Raw genomic sequence first — 17,357 nt, forward strand, 5'->3', positions numbered from 1 at the left:
CCCAACCCGAGGTCGCCGGGAGCAACGGTTCCCACCGCCCGATCTTCGAGAGGTCTACGCCCATGTCCCGTCAGGAGTCGTCCGGGCCGGAGTTCCGCCGTTCGCCGCAGGATCCCCGCCACCTGCGCCACGGCCGGTACGGATGCCAGGGTCGCAGCACTCTGCTGAGCCACCCGTATATACGCGTCACGGCAGGCGTCGCGAACTTCAGCGGCGATAGCCTGTCCCGTCGGCTGCTCGTGCAGCCAACGCCGACTGATTTCTAACTGCGTCACCTCGGCACCCGCCATGACGACGGTGACCCGGTCGCCTCCGCTACGGCCGTTCACTTGTCTCCGAGCTTGTTCGTCGACCCGCTGGCGGTAATCATCCAACTCAGACATTGCAGCATTGAGCAAGTCAAGTACCTGCGACACCCGATCGGCCCGGTCGTCTCCTACAGGAACCTGCCCGGCATCCCCGAACTCCGGCATGCTCTTGTTTGATGCCCGGTCGTTCGGGGGTTGCCAATCGATGGGCGGCTCGCTTCTCTGGCGATCAACCACTCGGGCAGACCATGCCACCAACCGATCGCTGACCGCCCGATTTAGCGCGTCGAGGATCGCTGCTGACAGTCGGTCCGGACCGATATCACGCCACCAATCCCGGCCGATTTCTACTCGCTCCATCTGTCCCGCACCGTCGAGCCACACCCGCACGAGTCCAGACGCGTCGGCACCTGTTCCCGCAATGTCAGAGCCATCCATTTGCCAGGCAATCTGCTCGGCTTCCCGCTTGAGCCGAACAATGTCGCGCTCGGTGTTCATGTCCCCCCAAAGACGTAATCAACTGGCGTTAGGACTAACAGACCTATTCGTGGACGGCTCCACACCTGGACGGCCGAGGACATCGATCAGGCGTCTGCCGTCATGGGCCACTCTGGACATGGACAGCCGTACCACGCAGCCAAGCCACCACTTCCGTGGCGCCCGGACAGCGTGCGACCGACAACGCATTGGCGAGCGCGAGCAACTGCTCCGGTGGTAGCTGAATCCCCTCGCGGGTGGCCAACCGCAACCGGACAGCACCAGCATCAGTGGTCACGACCAGCAAAGCCACCGACTGGGTAGGCCCGACCACCCCGCTACGGCGTACCGGAGCCACCAGCCTCTGGTTGGTCCGCCGCAGCGCGACCGTACGCGCGGCAGCCAGGTCGACCGTTCGCTGCCGGAGACCCCGCACTGTCAGCCGGGTCCCCTCCAGCCAGGCATCCAGCCTGATGCCGAACGTCATCGTCAGCACGACATAGATCACTACCGCCGTGGTAAGCACTCCGGCCAGCGCGAACGGCAGATAGGCCCAGGCTTTCGGAGTACTGGGTTCATCGGGGACGACCCACAGCATCATCATTCCGATGATTAGTCCCAAACATCCAGACGCGAGCGCGGCCATGCCGCCGAGCACCGCCACGAGCACCGCCCGGATCGCACGGGAGCCGTGGAACCCTACGGACAGTTGATATCGATGTACCCCGGTGTGCACCGGGCCATGATGGCAGATCGGACCGACACGTGGGGTGGTCAAGATTACGACAGTGAGTCAGCGACGGCCCGGAGGATACGGGCTCCAGCGATAAGCCTGTGTGGACGCCGCCGTGGCACGCAGCCAGGCGACCGTTTCCGCCGCGCCGGGACAGCGCGCGGCGGACAGGGCGTTGGCCAACAGGACCAACTGCGCCGGTGGCAGCAGCACCCGCTCGCGACTGGCCAGCCGCAGCCGCACCTCACGACTGTCCGAGCACACGAGAAGCAGCGGGACCATCGGAGGCGAACCCACACCGCTGACCGACGCCGGAACGGCCAGCCTCTCGGTGGTCGAATGCAGTGACATCGACCGGGCATCAGCCAGGTCGATGACGCGGCGGAGGCCATCTTGCACAGTCAGCCGTGTGCCCATCAACCACGCCCCGGGATAGATGCTCCTTATCACGACCAGCATCCAGAACCACAGCGGTACGACCAAAATCACGGTCATCACGGACGGCAGGGAGAAAGGCCCCCAGTTCAGCGGGTCGACGCCGTCGGCGACCACCTGCACCAGGAACTTCCCCAGAGCGTAGCCACTGCAGACCGCGACAATGGCGGCCACAGCGCCAGTCAGATACACGACCATGAAGCCGAGTTCGATTCCTCGCTGGAAGCCAACCGCAAGACGATATTGATGCCTTCCACTTTGCACCCGGCCATGATGGCAGACCGGACCGACACGTGGGGTGGTCGAGAATACGACAGAGGGTCAGCGGTCGACCTGGGCGAAATCCCATACGTGCGGGGTCCGGGCGAGCATCCGGGCCGGCGGATCGGGCAACGAGACCGGGTCGCCGCGCCACTTGGAGATGACCACGAGCCGGTTGTCTGTCGAGGAGAAGACCTCGCTGGAGATGTGCAGCGGGTTGTGCTCCAGGTCGGGCAGAGCCGTGTCACAGACCCACGAGATGAGGTCGGCGAACCCGGCCCGCTCGGCGCGTACCTCCCACATCCGTACGATCACGTCGGTCATCGCTCCTCCCGCCGCCCCCGATGCCGCCGGAACACTACACGCTGACGATCGTGAGTGGCATCGCGGAATCGGCGGGCAGGTCCAGCCGACTCGGTGCGACTCCGGCGGCGACCAGGTGCGAGCCGAGTGCGGCGACCATGGCGCCGTTGTCGGTGCACAGCTTCGGACGGGGCACCCGGACCTGGATGCCGTACTTCGCCGCCCGCTGCTCGGCGAGCACCCGCAGTCGGGAGTTTGCCGCCACCCCGCCGCCGAGCACCAGTGTCTCGACGCCCCGGTCCCGGCAGGCCGCGATGGCCTTGCTGGTCAACACGTCGCAGACCGCCTCCTGGAACGAGGCGGCCACGTCCGGCACCGGCACCGGCTCGCCGGCCCGCTGCTTCGCCTCCACCCAGCGGGCCACCGCGGTCTTGAGCCCGGAGAAGGAGAAGTCGAACCGGTGTGCAGCGAGGTCCTTCGGCGCGGTCAGGCCGCGCGGGAACGGGATCGCATCCGCCGCACCGGCCCGCGCCTCCCGGTCGATCGGCGGGCCGCCCGGGAAGGGCAGCCCGAGCAGCCGGGCCACCTTGTCGAACGCCTCGCCCGCAGCATCGTCGATGGTGGCACCGAGCGGCGTGACCCCGGTGGCGAGGTCGTCCACCAGCAGCAGCGAGGAGTGCCCGCCGGAGACCAGCAGCGCGATCGCCGGCTCGGGCAGCGGCCCGTGCTCCAGGGTGTCCACCGCGACGTGCGCGGCCAGGTGGTTCACCCCGTAGACGGGCTTGTCGGCGGCCAGCGCGTACCCCTTGGCGGCGGCCACTCCGACCAACAGCGCGCCGGCCAGGCCGGGGCCTGCGGTGACGGCGATCGCGTCGATGTCGGCCAGGGTCACCCCCGCGTCGTCGAGCGCGCGACGCATGGTCGGCACGATGGCCTCCAGGTGTGCCCGGCTGGCCACCTCCGGCACCACCCCGCCGAACCGGGCGTGTTCCTCCACACTGGACGCGATGGCGTCGGCGAGCAGGGTGTGCCCCCGGACGATCCCGACGCCGGTCTCGTCGCAGGACGTCTCGATCCCGAGGATCAGCGGTTCGTCAGCCATCTTTCGCCTGCTCGCTCTCTCTTGCCAGCTCCACGTCGGCCTGCATCACCAGCGCGTCGGTGTTGCTCGGTTGGTAGTAGCCCCGGCGCACCCCGATCGGCTCGAAGCCGTACGCGGCGTAGAGGCGCTGGGCCGGAGCGTTGTCCACCGCCACCTCCAGCAGGACGCTCCGGACCTTGCGCCGGGTCGCCTCGGCCAGCAGTGCGGTGAGCAGGGTACGGCCGATGCCGCTGCGCTGGGCGTCCCGGCGTACGGCCACGTTCTGCACCCAGGCCTCGTCCGGCGGCGCGACGGCGAGTCCGGCGTACCCGATCAGCGCATCCGTCGAGTCCAGCGCCGCCAGGTAGTAGTGCCCGTTCGCCAGCTCGTTCCAGAACATCCCGGCCGACCACCGCTCGGCGCCGAACAGGTCCTCCTCGATCGGCAGCGCCTCCGAGATGTGCCACCAGCGGAACGGACTCAGCCTGGTCACTTCAGACGTGTCCTCACTGCAGGACCGGCTTCCGGCTGGCCGCCGCGACGGCGTCGGGTCGGCGCAGGTAGAGCGGCGTGAGCTGGTCACCGGGCGCACCGGCCCGGACCCGGTCGGCCGCCAGCTCCGCCAGGGCGTAGGGCGGGGGGTAGTCCAGCCCGGCCCGTGGCGACAGCGCGAGGATGTCGGCGTACCGCTGTGCCCCCTCGCCCACCGCGACCCGGACGGCCAGCTCCCGGGCCCGCTCGGCGACGACGGCGGGGGCGTCGACCGACGGGCCCACCAGCCGTTCCCCGGTCAGGTCGTAGACCGCCCAGTAGATCTCCCGACGTCGGGCGTCGGTGGCCGCCAGCACCGGGCCGATCTCCGGCGCCGCGTCCGAGCGGGGATGGGTGGCGGCGTACCCGATGGCGTCCAGCGAGCCGACGCCGTACGTCGGGATGCCCAGCACCTGACCCATGCTCGCCGCGGTCACCAGGCCGACCCGCAGCCCGGTGAACGGTCCGGGTCCGAGCCCGACGACGACGGCGGCCAGGTCGGTCGGTTTCGCGCCGGTCTCGGCGAGCACCTCGGCCACCTGCGGTGCGAGCAGCTCTCCATGGGCCCGCGCGTCGACGACGCTCCGCTGGGCGCGTAGCAGAACGGCGTCGGCGGTGATCTCCGCCAGGGCCGCGGTCACCGCCGGGGTCGACGAGTCCAGCACGAGTACGAGCACATAGGCACCCTAACCGGGCGGCCGCCGACCGCTGGCACGACCCGGGCCAGCGTGACGCGGGCCCTCACCGGTCCCCGGCTGCGGTGGACGTGGCCTGACCTGGCCACCGGCCCGTAATTTGTCTGGTCCTCACCACGATGACGTCAGCGGCGGTGGCCCAGTGAGGAAAAAAATATGCTTTGCGGGGCATATATTCCACCGAGTCATCTTTATGACTCGGTGGCATCGCACTGGTCGGAACGGCCTGACCCAGCATGCAACAAATCGGATCGCGCCGCTGACACCACCATGCGATCGTTGCCGGATGCCCCAACCGATCTTGCGCACTGACCGTCTGCTGCTGGTCCCACTTGCCGACGGACACCTCGACCTGGAAGTTCAGCTCGACTCCGATCCGGAGGTGCTTCGGTACATCAGCGGCAGGGCGCGATCCAGGGACGAGGTGGTCAAATCCCATTCGCGGAGGATGGCCCTGGCACGCAAGGTCGACGGCCTGGGCTTTTGGATGGCGTTCGGGTCTGATGGCGGCGCACGTGGCTCGACGCCGCCGGCACGTGAGGACGACGGTGAGTTCATCGGGCTGCTGATGCTCCCACCAGCGCACGGCCCCGACCAGCCTGACGACCCCACCGTCACAGACCTGGGCTACCGCCTCGTCCGTCGGTACTGGCGGAAGGGCCTGGCCAGCGAGGCGTCCCGTGCCCTGCTGCGGCATGCCTTCGACACCGTCGGGCAGAGCCGGGTCATCGCGCAGACCATGGCGGTGAACACCGGGTCCCGCGGCGTGATGGAGGCCATCGGCATGCAGTACGTACGCACATACTTCCCTCCCTTCGATGATCCGCTGCCGGGAGCAGAGTTGGGCGAGGTCGAATACGAGATGACCCGCGAGATGTGGGCGTTGCCGCTCGCGCCGGCGGCGCAACAGGTCGGCGGTTGCCGGCTCGGACACCTCGACCAGCGCGAGCGGGAGTCGGGGACGGACTCAGCCGGCTGACAGGTCCCAGTCGATGGTCGGCCGACCGGCGTCGGCGAGCGCCTTGTTGCAGGCGCTGAACGGGCGGCTGCCGAGGAAGCCGCGCGGGTTCATCGGGCTCGGGTGGCCGGCCTCCAGCACCACGTGCGCCGGATTCGTCACCAGCGCGGCCTTCTTCCGGGCGTACCCGCCCCAGAGCAGGAAGACGACCCGGTCGGGTCGGGCGTCCAGCGCCTTGATCGTCGCGTCGGTGAAGGCCTCCCAGCCCTTGTTGGCGTGCGAGTTGGGGGTGGCCTGCCGCACGGTCAGCACCGCGTTCAGCAACAGCACACCCTGGTTCGCCCAACGGGTCAGGTTGCCCTTGCGCGACACCGGCACACCCAGGTCCTCGGCCAGTTCCTTGAAGACGTTACGCAGCGAGGGCGGAACGGAGACACCGTCCCGGACGCTGAAGCTGAGCCCGTGTGCCTGCCCCGCCTTGTGGTAGGGATCCTGACCGAGGATCAGCACCCGAGTGTCCTCCGGCGCGCACAGCCGGTAGGCCGAGAACAGGTCCTCCACCGGCGGGAAGACCGTCTGCGTCGCGTACTCCCCGGCGACGAACTCGCCCAGGGCCGCCGTCTCGGCCGGGTCGAGGTGCGGCGTCAGCGCCGCCTGCCAGGCCGGAGGCAGCAGGGCCGGAAGATCCAAAGTCATCGGTAACCTCTCGGATTCCACGATCGTTTCCCGCACTCTAGAAGTCCGGTACGACACGGCAGAAGCCCGGTACGACGACACAACAGAAGACCGGTCCGACGACACGAGGAACGGCGGTGTCAGCGCAGTCCGGCGAGCCGGTCGGCCCAGTCGCCGCCGACCGGAACCAGCTCGATCGTCCGGGTGTCGTCGTCCCGACGGTCGATGCACACCCGCAGGTGGGCGTCGACCAGGTGCTCGACCATGCCCTCGCCCCACTCGACCACGGTGACCGCGTCGTCCACCGACGCGTCCAGATCGAGATCGTCGATCTCGGCCCGGGGATCGACGGCGTCCCCCAGCCGGTACGCGTCGGCGTGCACCAGCGTCGTCCGGCCGTCCCGGGCCGGATCGGGGCGGTGCACCCGGGCGATCACGAACGTCGGCGAGGTGATGTCGCCCAGCACCCGCAGGCCGGCGGCGATCCCCTGCACCAGGGCGGTCTTGCCGGCGCCCAGCGGTCCGGTGAGCACCAGCAGGTCCCCGGGGCGCAGCAGCCCGCCGAGGCGGCGGCCGAAGTCCCGGGTGTCCGCCACGGTCGGCAGCTCGCGTACCAGGTCTGTTCCGCGTACCGCATCACTCATCCGAGGTGCCCCGATCCTTTACCCGTCCCGGCAGCCGGTCGAGGAAGTCCAGCAGGGCCTCGTTGACCTCGTCGGCGTGTTCCAGCATCACCACGTGCCCGCTGTCCGGGATCTTGACGTACTCGGCCTCCGGCAGCCAGCGGATGATCTCCTCGGAGTGGGTGACCGGCGTGATCATGTCACGTTCGCCGACGATGACCAGAGTAGGCGTGTTCCGAAGTGCGGCCAGGGCCGGATAGCGGGCGTGCGTGTAGATCGTCCGCAGGTAACGCGCCACGGTCTCGGTGGAGGTACGGGAGTTCATCTTCTCCACGTAGGAGACCAGCGCCGGGCTGGGTGTGGGGGTGCCGAAGCCGTACCGCCTGGTGAGCAGCCAGGCCAGGTTCGCCGAGGCCCGCCGGGCCCGGTCGATCACCGTACCGGTGAGCCGGGTGGCGTTGTCGACCACCGGCAGCAGCGGAGCACCGGCCCGGGCGACGATCGCCGGCAGGCCGAACTTGGTCTCCGCGACCAGGCCGCCCGAGGTGGCCATCAGCACGGTGCCGACCACCCGCTCGTCGAAGAGTTCGGGGTACCGCTCGGCGAACGCCATGATCGTCATCCCGCCCATGGAGTGCCCGATCAGCACCAGCGGCCCGGTCGGTGCCGTCCGGTCGATCACCGAACGGAGCGCCTCGCCGAGCGCCTGGAGCTGGTACTCGCCCGACTCCAGCCGACCCGACCGGCCGTGTCCCGGCTGGTCGTAGAAGACCATCCGGTCCTCGCCCTGTTCGGTGAGCACCTTGCGCTGGAAGTGGAACGTGCCCATGTCGAGACAGAAGCCGTGCACGAAGACCAGCGTCGGCCGCTCCGGCCCGGACACCGGCCCGACCAGCTCCACGTGGATGTCGGTGCCGTCCGGGGTCTCGATCTCGTACGACTCGCCGTACGGCAGCGCGCCGAACTCCTCGGTCGCGTACCGGTCACCCGGTGCCGCCTTGGAACGGCGTACCACCGCCCGTTCGGCGGCCACCCCCGCCGCGATCCCGGCCGCCGCGACCCCGGCCGCCGCGCCGAGGATGCCGGCCACCCGGAACAGCCCCGTCCGGGTCGCCGGGCGCCGGCTGGGCTGCCGCTGAGCGGGTATCCGTGGTGTCGGCAACTTCCGGCTTCTGGGCCGCCCGGTCACCGGGGCTCCTGCCCGTCGTACACCCGGGGCACCCGGACCCCGCCGAACCTGGTGACGATCTCGTAGTTGATGGTGCCGATCGCCTCGGCCCAGTCGTCGGCGGTCGGTCCGCCGTCCGCGCCGCTGCCGAACAGCGTCGCCACGTCCCCCGGTGCCACCGGGTCGTCGCCGCAGTCGACCACGATCTGGTCCATGCAGACCCGGCCGGCAACCGTGCGGGTCCGGCCGGCGAGCTGGACCGGGCCGACGTTGGAGGCGTGCCGGGGCACCCCGTCGGCATAACCCAGCGGTACGACGGCAAGCGTCGTCTCCCGTTCGGTGTGGTACGTGTGCCCGTAGGAGACCCCGGTGCCGGCCGGTACCCGCTTGGTCAGCGTCACCCGGGCCCGGGCGGTCATCGCGGGTCGCAGCCCGAACTGTTCGCCCGGCACCGGCGACAGCCCGTAGAGCGCGATCCCCGGCCGGACCAGGTCGAAGTGCGTGTCGGGGCGGGTCAGCGTGGCCGCCGAGTTCGCCAGGTGCCGGTACCGGGGCCGCAGTCCGGCCCGCTCGGCCAGGGCGAGCCCCTCGTGGAAGGCCGCCAGTTGCCGGTCGATGGTGGCGTGGCCGGGCGCGTCCGCGTACACCAGGTGGCTCCACACCCCGACCACCTCGACCACCCCGTCGGCCTGTGCCTTCGCGGCGGCTTCGAGCAGCTCGGGCCAGTCGTCGAGGGTCGCGCCGCCCCGGGACAGGCCGGTATCGATCTTGAGGTGGGTCCGGGCCGGGCGGCCGGCCCGCTCGGCGGCGGTGGTCAGCTCGGCGAGCTGGCCGAGGCTCGCCGCAGCCAGGTCCACCCCGGCCGTGACACCGTCGTGCAGCGGCAGCCCCGGGGCGAGCAGCCAGGCCAGCACCGGCGCGGTGACGCCCTCCCGGCGCAGCGTCAACGCCTCGTCGAGGGTGCACACGCCCAGCCAGTCCGCGCCGGCATCGAGCGCGGCGCGGGCGGAGGGCAGCATGCCGTGGCCGTACCCGTCGCCCTTCACCACGGCCATCAGCTCGGCGGTCGTCCCGGCCCGCAGCCGGGACACGTTGTCGCGGATCGCGTCAAGGTCGACGCGTACCTCGGCCTGCCACATGCGCCCAGCCTACTGTTCGGTAGATCGAGTTGGTCCCGGGTGGCCGCTTACCGGGGCAGCGCGGCGATCACCGGGCGCAGCGCGGCGGCCACGTCGGCGGCGGTCACCGGGCCGTGCCGGGCCGCCTCCCGCCCGGCCAGCCCGTGCAGGTACGCGGCGGCGATCGCGGCCCGGTCGGCGCGCAGACCGGCGGCGAGCAGGGAACCGAGCAACCCGGCCAGCACGTCTCCGGTGCCGCCGGTGGCCAGTGCCGGGGTGCCGGTCGGGTTCGCCACCGCCCGCCCGTCCGGGGTGGCGATCACGGTCCGGTCCCCCTTGAGCAGGACCACCGCGTTCATCCAGGCGGCCAGCCGGAGCGCCGCCCCGACCCGGTCGGCACCGGGTGGCTCGCCGCAGAGCCGGGCGTACTCCCGGTCGTGCGGAGTCACCACGATCGGCGCGTCCCGGTCCCGCAGCCGGTCGGCCATCGACCCGTCCACCAGCAGCGTGAGCGCGTCCGCGTCCAGCACCACCGGTACCGACGTGGCGAGGACGCAGCGCAGTTCGGTGGTGGCGGAATCGCCGGTGCCGAGCCCGGAACCGCAGACCCAGGCCTGCACCCGGCCCGCCTCGGTGACCCGTTCGGTGGCGATCACCGACGGGTACCTGCGCAACACCTCGGCCCTGGCGCCGCCCGCGTACCGGACCATGCCGGTCGGGCCGGCGACCGCGCCGCCGACCGACAACACCGCCGCACCCGGGTACGTCGCCGAGCCGGTGGCCAGACCCACCACGCCCCGGCTGTACTTCTCCTCCTCGGGCCCGAGTCGGGGCCACCAGCGGCGTACGTCCGACGCCTCGCTGACCCGCAGCGCCGGATCGGCCCGCAGCCACGGCTCCAGTCCGATGTCGACCAGTTCGACCCGCCCGGCGCGAGCGGCCGCCGGCCCGACCACCAGGGCCGGCTTCAGACAGCCGAAGGTGACGGTCAGGTCGGCCGTGACCGTGCTCGGCCCGCCGACCGACCGGGGTACGTCGCCGGAGTCCACCTCGACCCCGCTCGGTACGTCGACCGCGACCACCGGCGGCCGTTCCCCGGAACGGGTACGCAGGCCGGACAGCGCCGCCACCACCCTGGCCGCCGGCTCACGCAGCCCACCGGAGCCACCGATCCCGACGATGCCGTCCAGCACCAGGTCGGCCCGGTCCGGCAGTTCCGCCACCACCCGCCCACCGGCCGAGCGCAGCGCGGCCAGTCCATCGCCGTGCACCCGGTCCGGTGCCAGCAGCAGGGCGGCGACGGCGGCGCCCCGCCCGGCCAGTCGGGCACCGGCGTAGAGCGTGTCGCCACCGTTGTTGCCGGCGCCGACGAGCAGCAGCACCCGGACACCGTAGACGCCGCCCCGGTCGGCGAGCAGCCGTGCACAGTGTCCGGCCAGTCCGCCGGCCGCCCGCTGCATCAGGGTGCCCGGCGGCAGTGTGGCCAGCAGGCCGTCCTCGGCCGCCCGTACGTCGGCGACCCGCCACGCCGGCCTCATCGCTCCGCCGCCCGTACGTCGGCGACCCGCCACGCCGGCCTCATCGCTCCGCCACCATTCTCATTGCTCCGCCACCACCATTGCCGACGCGATGCCGCCGTCGTGGGACAGCGACAGGTGCCAGCGCTGCACCCCGCGCTCGGTGGCGGCGGCGGCGACCGTGCCGGAGACCGTCAACCACGGCCGGCCGTCGGGATCGGAGACCACCTCGCAGTCGTGCCAGTGCAGGCCGGCCGGCGCACCCAGGGCCTTGGCCACCGCTTCCTTCGCGGCGAACCGGGCGGCGAGCGACTCGGGCGAGCGTGGATTGCCCGACCCCGTACAGCGCTCCGCCTCGGTGAACAACCGATCGGCCAGCAACGGTGTGCGCGCGAGCGCCCGGGCGAACCGATCGACCAGAACGACGTCGATGCCGACTGCGACGATCACCGCCCCACCCTACCGGCGGGCGCGGGCACTCACTCCACGGTGACCGACTTGGCCAGGTTGCGCGGCTGGTCGACGTCGTGCCCCCGGGCCGCGGCGATCTCGCAGGCGAGCACCTGCAACGGAACCGTGGTCACCAGGGGCGCCAACAGGGTCGGCGTACGCGGCACGTAGATCAGGTGGTCGGCGTACGGCGTCACCGCCGTGTCCCCCTCCTCGGCGATCACGATGGTCCGGGCGCCCCGGGCCCGGATCTCCTGGATGTTCGACACGATCTTGTCGTGCAGCATCCCCCGACCGGCCGGCGAGGGCACCACGCAGACCACCGGAGTGCCCTGGTCGATCAGTGCGATCGGCCCGTGCTTCAACTCGCCCGCCGCGAACCCCTCGGCGTGCATGTAGGCCAGCTCCTTGAGCTTGAGCGCGCCCTCCAGGGCGACCGGGAAGCCCACGTGCCGGCCGATGAAGAGCACGGTCGGCGCCGTCTTGATGTCGCGGGCCAGTTCCCGGACCGGCTCGATGCCGGCGAGCAGTTCCCGCAGCTTGTCGGGCATCTCCTGGAGCTGGGCGACCACCGCGGCGACCTCGTCGGCGTACTTGATGCCGCGCACCTGGGCGAGGTGCAGGCCGATCAGGTAGCAGGCCACCAACTGGGTGAGGAACGCCTTGGTCGAGGCGACCGCGACCTCCGGACCGCCGTGGGTGTAGAGCACCGCGTCGGACTCGCGCGGGATGGTGGAGCCGTTGGTGTTGCAGATCGCCAGCACCCGGGCCTTCTGCTCCTTCGCGTGCCGGAGCGCCATCAGGGTGTCCATGGTCTCGCCCGACTGGGAGATCGCCACCACCAGCGTCGACCGGTCGAGGACCGGGTCGCGGTAGCGGAACTCGCTGGCCAGTTCGACCTCGCACGGGATCCGGGTCCAGTGCTCGATGGCGTACTTCGCCACCATCCCGGCGTGGTACGCGGTGCCGCAGGCGACGATGAAGACCTTGTCGACGTCGCGCAGGTCCTGGTCGCTCAGCCGGACCTCGTCGAGGGCGATCTCGCCGTTCTCGGTGAGCCGGCCGAGCAGGGTGTCCGCGATCGCCTGTGGCTGCTCGGCGATCTCCTTGAGCATGAAGTAGTCGTAGCCGCCCTTCTCGGCGGCGGAGGCGTCCCAGTCGATGTGGAAGTCCTTGCCGCTCGCGGGCGCTCCGGCGAAGTCGGTGATCTCGATGTCGTCCGCGGTGATCAGTACGACCTGGTCCTGGCCCAGCTCGACCGCTTCGCGGGTGTGCTCGATGAACGCGGAGACGTCGCTGGCCAGGTAGTTCTCCCCGATCCCCCGACCGACCACCAGTGGCGAGTTGCGCCGGGCGCCGACCACCGCACCGGGGATCCCGGCGTCGACGGCGAGGAGGGTGAACGCGCCCTCCAGCCGCTGGCAGACCTGCCGCATGGCGACCGCGAGCAGCCTCGGCCCGTCGGGCTCACCGGCGGCGCGCAGCCGGTCCAGCTCGCCGGCGATCAGGTGTGCGGCGCACTCGGTGTCGGTGTCGCTGCTGAACTCGACGCCCTCGGCCTCCAGGTCGGCCCGGAGCTTCGCGAAGTTCTCGATGATCCCGTTGTGGATCACCGCCACCCGCCCGTCCCGCGCCTTGTGCGGGTGCGCGTTGCGGTCGGTGGGCCCGCCGTGGGTCGCCCACCGGGTGTGTCCGATCCCGGTGGTCCCGACCCCGATGCCGGGCGCGGTCGCGCCGTCGCCGCAGACCGGGTCCGCCGCCGACCGCTCGGCCAACACCTTCTCCAGGTTGGCCAACTTGCCGGCCTTCTTCTCGGTCAGCAGCTCGCCCTCGCAGACGACCGCCACGCCGGCCGAGTCGTAGCCGCGGTACTCCAGCCGCCGCAACCCGTCCAGCACGATGCCCAGCGCCGGCCTGGCGCCGGCGTATCCCACGATTCCGCACATGGCCCGCAGCCTAACCTAAGTTCGCTCATATGGCGTGCTCGAAACATGGTCGTTCGATCACACCGCCTGCTCGTTATGGTGCTCCATCGGATCAACCGGACGAGCGGCCTGTTGAATGCCGTGCCTACTCTTCACCGGTACATCGCGACCAGCGGGGACGCGGTACCGTGACTGGCGCATTCGCTGCCATCGCCCCCGGCACCACCTCCGCCGCCGCGCCCCCTGCTGTCCGCCATATCTGGAGCCAGACCCGATGACCGACTCGCCGCCCCCCTCGTCGTACGACCCGAACGATCCCACCTCGGAGTACGAGCCGCCGACGACGAAGTACGGCCCCCCGCAGCCCCGGCCTGCCGACCCGTCGGAACCCGAGGAGGATCAGCCGACGGCGAAGTTCGCCCCCAAGCCGTCCACCTACGGACAACCGTCGCAGCCGTCGCAGCCGTCGCAACCGACGACGTACGGCCAACCGGCGCAGCCGGCGCAACCCGGCACCTACGGCCAACCGCCCCAGCCCACCCCGTACGAGCAGCAGCCGACGTCGGGCCCCGGCTGGGGACAGCCCGGACAGCAGCCCGCGTACGGCCAGCCGCCACAGCAGCCCGCGTACGGCCAGCCGCCGCAACAGCCGGGATACGGCCAGCAGCCCGGCTACGGCCAGCAGCCGGCGTACGGCCAGCCGCCGCAACAGCCCGGCTACGGCCAGCAGCCGCAGCAGCCCTACGGTGCCGGCCAGGCGTACCCGCCGCAGTCCGCTCCTCCGGCCACGCCTTACCCGACCAGCGGAGCGCCGAACCCGCAGGACGCCGGTTACGGGGTCTACCCGCCGCAGTCCGGCCCACCCGGGCCCGACCCGTACGGCGCCACCCCCGGCTACCCGGGCTACCAGCAGGGCCAGCCGGGACAGCCGGGCGCCCCCGGTGGGCCGTTCCCGCCGGCACCGCCCAAGAAGAGCAACAAGACGATCATCGTGATCGTCGTAATCGGGGTGGTCCTGGTCCTCGGCGCCTGCGTCGCGATCTGCCTCGGCCCGTTCGCCGCGATGGACCAGTTCCGGAAGAGCGTGGAGAACAGCCAGGACTTCGACCCGCCGGAGATCACCTCCGTGCCGGACTCCGGCCGACCGAGCGGCGACACCGGCGACTCCGGTAACTCCGGCAGCGGCCAGACGGTGGTCTACGAGGTGACCGGCTCGGGACGCGCCACGCTGTCGTACACCGACCAGTCCGGCCGGCCCACCCACGCCAGCACCGTCGACCTGCCGTGGAAGAAGGAACTCAAGATTCCGGCGGACCGCCCCAAGATCCTGACCGCGATCCGGACCGGCGGGGGCTCCGGCGATATCACCTGCAAGGTCACCGTCAACGGGCAGGAGGTCGTCACCAAGACCGGCAGCGGTGATTTCGCGACCGCCACCTGCTCGCGGTTCACCACGGGGTGAGCCGGGGCGGAGCGCCTAGGGTGACGGGGTGACGACGACGATGGACTCCGATCCCCTGGTACGCCGGATGCGCCCGTTCGGCACCACCATCTTCGCGGAGATGTCGGCGCTGGCGGTGCGCACCGGCGCGGTCAACCTCGGTCAGGGCTTCCCGGACACCGACGGGCCCGCCGAGATGCTGGCCGCGGCGGCCGACGCGCTGCGCGGCGGTCAGAACCAGTACCCGCCCGGTCCCGGCATTCCGGCCCTGCGTGCGGCGATCGCCGGGCACCAGCGCCGGTTCTGGAACCTGGAGTACGACCCGGACGGCGAGGTGCTGGTCACCGCCGGGGCGACCGAGGCGATCGCCGCCGCGATCCTCGGACTGTGCGAGCCGGGCGACGAGGTGGTCTGCTTCGAGCCCTACTACGACTCGTACGCGGCCTCGATCGCGCTGGCCGGCGCGGTCCGCCGGCCGGTGACGCTCCGCCCGGCCGACAACGGACGGTACGCGTTCGACCCGGCGGACCTGCGGGCCGCGTTCGGCCCCCGTACCCGGCTGGTGCTGCTCAACTCGCCGCACAACCCGACCGGCAAGGTCTTCGACGCCGCCGAACTGGCGCTGATCGCGGAGCTGTGCCAGGAGTACGACACCTACGCGGTCACCGACGAGGTGTACGAGCACGTGGTCTTCACCGACGCCGACTCCGGACACGTCCCGCTGGCCAGCCTGCCCGGGATGTGGGAGCGCACCCTGCGGGTGTCCTCGGCCGGCAAGACGTTCTCCTGCACCGGCTGGAAGGTCGGCTGGGCCAGCGGGCCGGCGCGACTGGTCGCCGCGACGATGCGGGTCAAGCAGTTCCTGACCTTCGCGGGCGGTGCGCCGCTGCAACCGGCGGTCGCGGTGGCGCTGGCCCTGCCGGACAGCTACTACGACGGGTTCCGGGCCGATCTCCAGGCCCGGCGGGACCAGCTCGTCGCCGGGCTGACCGAGGCCGGTTTCGGGGTGCTCTCCCCGGAGGGCACCTACTTCGTCACGACCGACATCACCGCGCTGGGTGGTCGGGACGGGATGGAGTTCTGTCGCGCGCTGCCGGAGCGCTGCGGCGTGGTGGCCGTACCGACGCAGGTCTTCTACGACGATGCCGAGGCGGGGCGGCGGCTGGTCCGGTTCGCGTTCTGCAAGCGCCCGGAGGTGCTCGCCGAGGCGGTCTCCCGACTGCGGGCGCTCGCCTAGGCCGCGCTCTCAGCCGGCTACGGTGTTCGCCTAGGCCGGAACGGGGCTGGCGTTCCGCACCTCGACCGCGATCCGCTCGGCCACCTCCTGGGCCAGCTGCACCGTCGGCGCCTCGACCATCACCCGGACCAGCAGTTCGGTGCCGGACGGCCGGAGCAGCACCCGGCCGGTCTCGCCGAGTTCCGCCTCGGCCCGCTGGGCGGCGGCGAGCACCGCCGGCGCTCCGGCCCCGACGGTACGGTCGGCGACGGGGACGTTGATCAGCACCTGCGGCAGCTTCGTCACCACGGCGGCCAGCTCGGCCAGCGTGCGCCCGGTGGCGGCCACCCGGGACATCAGGTGCAGGCCGGTGAGGATGCCGTCGCCGGTGGTGGCGTACGCGGGCAGCACCACGTGCCCGCTCTGCTCGCCGCCGAGCGCGAACCCGGAGGCCCGCAGCTCCTCCAGCACGTACCGGTCGCCGACCTTGGTCTCGATGAGCCGGATGCCCTCGGCCGACATGGCCAGCCGCAGACCCAGGTTGCTCATCACGGTCGCGACCAGGGTGTCCTGGGTCAGCGTCCCGGCGTCCCGCATGGCCAGGGCCAGGATCGCCATGATCTGGTCCCCGTCCACCTCGGTGCCGTCGGCGGCGACCGCGACGCACCGGTCGGCGTCGCCGTCGTGCGCGATACCCAGGTCCGCCCCGTGCTCCAGTACCGCGGCCCGGAGCGCGTCGAGGTGGTTCGACCCGCACTCGTCGTTGATGTTGAGGCCGTCCGGCTCGGCGTGGATCGAGATGACCTCGGCGCCGGCCTCCTGGTACGCGACCGGGGCGACCTCCGAGGCCGCGCCGTTCGCGCAGTCGACGACGATCTTCAACCCGTCGAGCCGGTGCGGGACCGTGCCGACCAGGTGCTGTACGTAGTGTTCGGCGCCGTCGAGCAGATCGTGCACCCGGCCGACCCCGGCCCCGGTCGGGCGCTGCCAACCGGCGGCGCCGTTCGCCTCGACGGCGGCCTCGATCCGCATCTCGACCTCGTCGGGGAGCTTGTGCCCGCCGGCCGCGAAGAGCTTGATCCCGTTGTCCGGCATCGGGTTGTGCGAGGCGGAGAGCATCACCCCGAAGTCGGCCTTGGCCTCGCCGACCAGGTACGCCACTCCCGGCGTCGGAAGCACCCCGACCCGGATCACGTTCGCGCCGGCGCTGGTCAGCCCGGCCACCACCGCAGCCTCCAGCATCTCGCCGCTGGCCCGGGTGTCCCGGCCCACCACCGCGAGCGGTGGATGACTCCGGTCCTGCTCGGCCAGGGTGTGCGCGGCCGCCACCGCGACCGCGAGTGACAACTCGGGAGTGAGGTCAGCGTTCGCGCGTCCGCGTACACCGTCAGTGCCGAACAGCCGCCCCATGCGCGAAACCTCCGGAGAGCGCACCGATGGAA

General features: G+C 71.3%; 17 protein-coding genes. 3 read left to right on the forward strand and 14 right to left on the reverse strand.

Annotated elements, in window-relative coordinates; genetic code table 11:
- Positions 1 to 906: 906 nt before the first annotated feature.
- The 6 genes from ACFP2T_RS25655 to tsaB are packed head-to-tail and all read right to left on the reverse strand — an operon-like array spanning position 907 to position 4,806.
- Entirely contained in the window at positions 907 to 1,521 is a 615-nt protein-coding gene (locus tag ACFP2T_RS25655) for a hypothetical protein (RefSeq protein WP_377425668.1), read from the reverse strand.
- Between the two features lie 57 nt (positions 1,522 to 1,578).
- A complete protein-coding gene (locus tag ACFP2T_RS25660; protein ID WP_377425670.1) occupies positions 1,579 to 2,217 on the reverse strand; it encodes a hypothetical protein in 639 nt (212 codons plus the stop codon).
- A gap of 57 nt (positions 2,218 to 2,274) precedes the next feature.
- Positions 2,275 to 2,529: a hypothetical protein gene (locus ACFP2T_RS25665; protein WP_377426203.1), complete on the reverse strand. Its 255-nt coding sequence runs from the start codon at positions 2,527 to 2,529 to the stop codon at positions 2,275 to 2,277.
- A gap of 43 nt (positions 2,530 to 2,572) precedes the next feature.
- A complete protein-coding gene (gene tsaD / locus ACFP2T_RS25670) occupies positions 2,573 to 3,619 on the reverse strand; it encodes a tRNA (adenosine(37)-N6)-threonylcarbamoyltransferase complex transferase subunit TsaD (protein WP_377425672.1) in 1,047 nt (348 codons plus the stop codon).
- Positions 3,612 to 4,091 (reverse strand): ribosomal protein S18-alanine N-acetyltransferase, encoded by a 480-nt coding sequence (rimI, locus tag ACFP2T_RS25675; RefSeq protein ID WP_377425674.1) that lies wholly within the window; start codon positions 4,089 to 4,091, stop codon positions 3,612 to 3,614. Before rimI ends, tsaD begins: the two co-directional genes overlap by 8 nt.
- Positions 4,092 to 4,104: 13 nt before the next feature.
- Positions 4,105 to 4,806: a tRNA (adenosine(37)-N6)-threonylcarbamoyltransferase complex dimerization subunit type 1 TsaB gene (gene tsaB / locus ACFP2T_RS25680; protein ID WP_377425676.1), complete on the reverse strand. Its 702-nt coding sequence runs from the start codon at positions 4,804 to 4,806 to the stop codon at positions 4,105 to 4,107.
- Between the two features lie 304 nt (positions 4,807 to 5,110).
- Between tsaB and ACFP2T_RS25685 the strand changes: the two genes are divergently transcribed.
- Positions 5,111 to 5,803, forward strand: coding sequence for a GNAT family N-acetyltransferase (locus ACFP2T_RS25685; RefSeq protein ID WP_377425678.1), 693 nt, complete (start codon positions 5,111 to 5,113; stop codon positions 5,801 to 5,803).
- Here the strand turns inward: ACFP2T_RS25685 and ACFP2T_RS25690 are convergent.
- From ACFP2T_RS25690 to glmS, 7 genes are all read right to left on the reverse strand, one after another.
- A complete protein-coding gene (locus tag ACFP2T_RS25690; RefSeq protein ID WP_377425681.1) occupies positions 5,792 to 6,478 on the reverse strand; it encodes a uracil-DNA glycosylase in 687 nt (228 codons plus the stop codon). The two genes, ACFP2T_RS25685 and ACFP2T_RS25690, sit on opposite strands and share 12 nt — an antisense overlap.
- Positions 6,479 to 6,597: 119 nt before the next feature.
- Entirely contained in the window at positions 6,598 to 7,101 is a 504-nt protein-coding gene (gene tsaE, locus ACFP2T_RS25695; protein WP_377425685.1) for a tRNA (adenosine(37)-N6)-threonylcarbamoyltransferase complex ATPase subunit type 1 TsaE, read from the reverse strand.
- A complete protein-coding gene (locus ACFP2T_RS25700; protein ID WP_377426206.1) occupies positions 7,094 to 8,227 on the reverse strand; it encodes an alpha/beta fold hydrolase in 1,134 nt (377 codons plus the stop codon). Before ACFP2T_RS25700 ends, tsaE begins: the two co-directional genes overlap by 8 nt.
- A 38-nt stretch (positions 8,228 to 8,265) precedes the next feature.
- Positions 8,266 to 9,387 (reverse strand): alanine racemase, encoded by a 1,122-nt coding sequence (gene alr, locus ACFP2T_RS25705; protein WP_377425686.1) that lies wholly within the window; start codon positions 9,385 to 9,387, stop codon positions 8,266 to 8,268.
- Positions 9,388 to 9,434: 47 nt separating this feature from the next.
- On the reverse strand, positions 9,435 to 10,904 hold the full coding sequence (locus ACFP2T_RS25710) for an NAD(P)H-hydrate dehydratase (RefSeq protein ID WP_377425689.1): 1,470 nt from the start codon (positions 10,902 to 10,904) through the stop codon (positions 9,435 to 9,437).
- A gap of 60 nt (positions 10,905 to 10,964) precedes the next feature.
- Positions 10,965 to 11,333, reverse strand: coding sequence for a holo-ACP synthase (locus ACFP2T_RS25715; protein WP_377425691.1), 369 nt, complete (start codon positions 11,331 to 11,333; stop codon positions 10,965 to 10,967).
- A 29-nt stretch (positions 11,334 to 11,362) separates the two neighbouring features.
- On the reverse strand, positions 11,363 to 13,279 hold the full coding sequence (glmS, locus tag ACFP2T_RS25720; RefSeq protein WP_377425694.1) for a glutamine--fructose-6-phosphate transaminase (isomerizing): 1,917 nt from the start codon (positions 13,277 to 13,279) through the stop codon (positions 11,363 to 11,365).
- A gap of 253 nt (positions 13,280 to 13,532) precedes the next feature.
- Here glmS and ACFP2T_RS25725 point away from each other — a divergent pair, with 253 nt between their 5' ends.
- Both ACFP2T_RS25725 and ACFP2T_RS25730 read left to right on the forward strand, forming a co-directional pair.
- On the forward strand, positions 13,533 to 14,720 hold the full coding sequence (locus tag ACFP2T_RS25725; RefSeq protein ID WP_377425697.1) for an MmpS family transport accessory protein: 1,188 nt from the start codon (positions 13,533 to 13,535) through the stop codon (positions 14,718 to 14,720).
- 40 nt (positions 14,721 to 14,760) lie between these two features.
- Positions 14,761 to 15,936, forward strand: a complete 1,176-nt coding sequence (locus ACFP2T_RS25730) for a pyridoxal phosphate-dependent aminotransferase (protein ID WP_377426208.1) — start codon at positions 14,761 to 14,763, stop codon at positions 15,934 to 15,936.
- Positions 15,937 to 15,966: 30 nt separating this feature from the next.
- Here ACFP2T_RS25730 and glmM read toward each other — a convergent pair whose 3' ends face one another.
- Positions 15,967 to 17,325, reverse strand: coding sequence for a phosphoglucosamine mutase (gene glmM / locus ACFP2T_RS25735; protein ID WP_377425699.1), 1,359 nt, complete (start codon positions 17,323 to 17,325; stop codon positions 15,967 to 15,969).
- Positions 17,326 to 17,357: the final 32 nt, after the last annotated feature.

Source organism: Plantactinospora solaniradicis (assembly GCF_042658085.1).
Lineage (GTDB): Bacteria > Actinomycetota > Actinomycetes > Mycobacteriales > Micromonosporaceae > Plantactinospora > Plantactinospora solaniradicis.